This is a genomic window from Blautia sp. AF14-40 (assembly GCF_003479665.1).
GTDB classification, from domain to species: domain Bacteria; phylum Bacillota; class Clostridia; order Lachnospirales; family Lachnospiraceae; genus Fusicatenibacter; species Fusicatenibacter saccharivorans.
The window spans coordinates 1-2,850 of record NZ_QUHK01000081.1 but is presented as its reverse complement, the minus strand read 5'-3'; the positions used below and the strand labels follow the sequence as shown (position 1 = coordinate 2,850).

Below are 2,850 nucleotides of genomic sequence, written 5' to 3'. Positions count from 1 at the left end.
CGTGAAGCTGTTCTTTTGTATATTTTCTTTGTACATTTTTTTTGATGGTATGAAAATCAACAACCCTGTAAGTATCGCTTTCTTTCATTCCGAGCTGTGCTGCCGCTTCCGTCATTTCTTTCGAACTCAGTAATCCATTCAGAATATTATGGATAAGATCTCTCTGATACGTCTTTTTCACTTCATTCTGTGCAAATTCACTCAAAAATCCATACTGCAAGTTAATAATCGCATTTTCGATTGCCATATAATCAAGTTCTGTCAGTTCTCTATTTTCTTCTGTTATTGTTATATATATTTCCACCTCACTCAATATGGCAAATTTCACTACATATTGAACACAGCTTCCTTTCATCTGCTTCATATATTGAAATTTCGTAATAATATTTGGTTTATATGGCTGAATTTCATCTGACAATATTAACTTAGAGTTGTCCGAGTTTGTTGAAACCATACAATTAAGATCACCATAATACAATACAACAGGATTCTCGATCATGATACTTAAAAATTTGATAATATCACTTGCTGTATTACTTGATCCATTATTTTTTAAAATAAACGTATTAAAACTATCATGTGTAATCTTAAAATACTTTAAGCGTGCAGTGTCTTTATCGAATACCTGTATCATAACATAGCGGATAATTCCCCAGTAATATGAATCTTCTGAAATTTCTACCAGAGGAATTTCATATTTTTTGCAGTGTTTTTCTAATAAACTCAATCTGCGTCCTGTAGGATCATATTCTTTTCTTTTCTTTACAATGAATCCACTTATGTCACTTTTAACTAAATCTTCAAAATGCTGCTCTACTTCTCGATCACTGCATGATAAATATACCTGAAAACTGGTTATGAGTATTTCACCACCCGTCAGGTATCGCTCCATATCTTCAATTTCGATTATTCGAATGCCTTTCACTTCCAAATCTAGACCTTTTTCACCGCAAAGCAGCTTCATTTTTGGAAATTGTTCTGATTCAAGTAATTTTCTTACAGTATATGCCATCGTTACTCCTTATCCATTGCAAAATCAATACAACATAATATCTGTTATGTTGTTTATGGACAGATTAAGTTTCGTACGATATAATGTTAAATAACACCCTGCTATCTGTTATGCTGTTCATATTACATAGTTCCTTTCTGATTTTTTGGTAGCTGTGCCCTATTTAAGTACCGCTCTTGGTAAATTGGCTATAATCTTTATTATTTTTATTGCTTAAAGTTATCTTTTAGAGGAAATGAATGACTTGCAGAAAGAGGGTAGAACAGGTTAATAGAGGCACTGTACAACATAACAGATATTATGTTGTACATTCCAATATTTCCTGTTCGACAATCTTATCCAGCTTCTTTTGGAACACTGTTTCTGTAGTTGCTGTATATATTCTCGTTACATTGATACTGCTATGTCCAAGTAAATCAGCAAGACCTGTAATATCTTTTGTCACTTTATAATAAATTCTTGCAAATAGATGTCGAAAATTATGCGGGAATATTTTTGATTCTGCTACTCCTGCCTTTTCTTTTAATCGTTTCATTTCTCTCCAAATATTACTTCTGTCTTTTAACTTCCCATTTTTCGTGACAAATATCCAACCTTCTGCTATTTGGTTATTATGGCAATAGGAAAGAAGTTTCCTTTGCAATACCTTCGGCAAAAAAATCCTTCTATACTTTCCTTTATTATAAATCTCTATCTTTCCAGATTTTACACGCTCCACTGTAAAAAATTTTATTTCGCTAATCCGAATTCCTGTACATGCTATTGTTTCAATACACAATGCAAGCTGTTCTTTTCCTTCTGCCATAGCTGTTGCAATCAATTTCCTGCATTCTTTTTCTGTCAATTCTTTCTGATCCTGTAAAAAAGGCTGCTTCTGCACTTTTATTCTTTTCACTTTCAGCTTTCCTACATTCAAAAATTCCAGGAACTGATTCAAGGCGGCAAGCATTGAATTAACACTATTGACAGCATATTTTTGAGCAAGCCATTCTTTATATTGCAACAATACTTTTTTATTGATCCGCTTATCATCTGCCAAAAAAGATAAAAACTTTTTTATATCTGCCATATATTTATTGATTGTTGCTTTTGCATTTTCTTTCTGGTATAGATAATCTGCAAATTTTTCTATCTCACTTTCTGATAGCTCTATTGAAAAATCCATCTGTTCCATAATCATAGTCCTCCTGAGAATTCATTTTCTTTCATTATAGCTGTTCGCTTTTTCATATTCCCATACACTACTTTTTCTACTTGTTATACATCCAAGATTTTTCAATATTTATCTCCGATTATATATCGTATTGTTGATTTTAGTCAACAGTAGACGCTTATTTTTATCATCTATTGTGGATATAATTTAACAATACGAGAGGAGATGTTTTATACTAATGTCGGATAGCGAATTATGTTTACAGGAAATCGGAAAAAGAATTATGGATCGTCGAAAAAAGCTGGGACTCACTCAAGAAGCACTTGCAGAAAAAGGGGAAGTCACTACCCAGTTTGTTTCTTATGCTGAATCAGGGAAGCGAGCAATGAGGCCTGAAAATCTGCTAAAAATCTCCTCTGCTTTAGAAGTAAGTGCCGATTATTTACTCACTGGTGAAATTATAGATAAGGATCTGTTGATTCTTTCAGATAAGCTCCGTCGACTCACTCCTTCACAGGTACGCACAGTTGAAGCTATTATAGATGAATGTAACAACCTTTTTAATCAGAAAGAAATTACCCTTCTCTCTCAAAAAAGGAATGGAAGCTACTAAAACAGTAACTTTCCATTCCTTTTTTGAGAGGATGAAACTTTTTCTGTAAAATAATGTTTATAAGGTTCTTCT

The 2,850-nt window shown here is 32.8% G+C and carries 3 protein-coding genes; 1 reads left to right on the top strand and 2 read right to left on the bottom strand.

All coding sequences use genetic code 11. The features are described from left to right. Both DWW13_RS18220 and DWW13_RS18215 read right to left on the bottom strand, forming a co-directional pair. Positions 1–1,012: PucR family transcriptional regulator ligand-binding domain-containing protein (locus tag DWW13_RS18220; protein WP_199674887.1), on the bottom strand; the 1,012-nt coding region annotated here is incomplete at its 3' end. 298 nt (positions 1,013–1,310) lie between these two features. Continuing rightward, positions 1,311–2,186 carry a tyrosine-type recombinase/integrase gene (locus DWW13_RS18215; protein ID WP_242998507.1) on the bottom strand — a complete coding sequence of 292 codons (876 nt, stop codon included), beginning with the start codon at positions 2,184–2,186 and terminating at the stop codon, positions 1,311–1,313. A 217-nt stretch (positions 2,187–2,403) separates the two neighbouring features. Between DWW13_RS18215 and DWW13_RS18210 the strand changes: the two genes are divergently transcribed. Next, positions 2,404–2,778, top strand: coding sequence for a helix-turn-helix domain-containing protein (locus tag DWW13_RS18210; protein WP_117456480.1), 375 nt, complete (start codon positions 2,404–2,406; stop codon positions 2,776–2,778). Positions 2,779–2,850: the final 72 nt, after the last annotated feature.